Source organism: Arsenicibacter rosenii (assembly GCF_001870735.1).
GTDB classification, from domain to species: Bacteria; Bacteroidota; Bacteroidia; order Cytophagales; family Spirosomataceae; genus Arsenicibacter; species Arsenicibacter rosenii.
Map to the genome: position 1 here is coordinate 1 of NZ_MORL01000213.1, position 743 is coordinate 743.

At 47.0% G+C, this 743-nt stretch carries 1 protein-coding gene and 1 pseudogene; both read right to left on the reverse strand.

Annotated features, from left to right (window positions below):
* Positions 1–398: alpha-L-fucosidase (locus BLX24_RS30890; RefSeq protein ID WP_218160749.1), on the reverse strand; the 398-nt coding region annotated here is incomplete at its 3' end.
* Positions 399–541: 143 nt separating this feature from the next.
* Positions 542–743, reverse strand: a pseudogene (locus BLX24_RS30895) (carboxylesterase family protein); the annotation flags it as partial.

The window sequence follows — 743 nt, forward strand, 5'->3', positions numbered from 1 at the left end:
CTGGTAAGTAATTCCGTAAGCTGATTCCGGAAATAGGTAATGTATTCAGGTTTACCGTATTGGGGATGATTCCGGTCCCACGGCGACAAATATATGCCTAGCTTCAGCCCGTATTCTTTACAGGCATCGGCCATTTCACGTACGATGTCGCCTTTGCCGTTTTTCCATGGCGAGTTTTTGACGGAGTAATCGGTGTATTCCGACGGCCACAAACAAAAACCGCTATGGTGCTTGGCCGTAATAATGATTCCCTTCATGCCGGCTTCCTTGCAGATTCGGGCCCATTGCCGGCAATCCAGTTTTTCGGGGTTAAATATCTTCGGATCTTCGTTCCCAAAGCCCCATGCCATATCCGTGTAGGTGTTCACCGAAAAATGCACAAAGGCATAATATTCCATTTTTTGCCACCGGAGCTGATTCTCAGAAGGGAGCGGTCCAACTGGTTTTGGTTCGTTCTGCGAATAACCCACATAGGATGAAAGGCAGAAAAAGAAAATAGCAATGAGTCGTTGTTTCATTGTTTACGCAGACGTTTGACTTTCTATTTAGCCCATTCTTTTCCTTCGGGCGTTCTTCTCCACTCGAAATACGAATTCAGCACCTTCATGGCATCCTCGCTGGGAACAGAACCCATAAACGCCTTTTGCTGGAAATACATGACCGCGGGTTTTTTGGTCGAAAACGCCTCCCATTGCGGCACATTTCCACCATTCGGGTTGCCGTTTTTGGCAAAATTTGTCCAG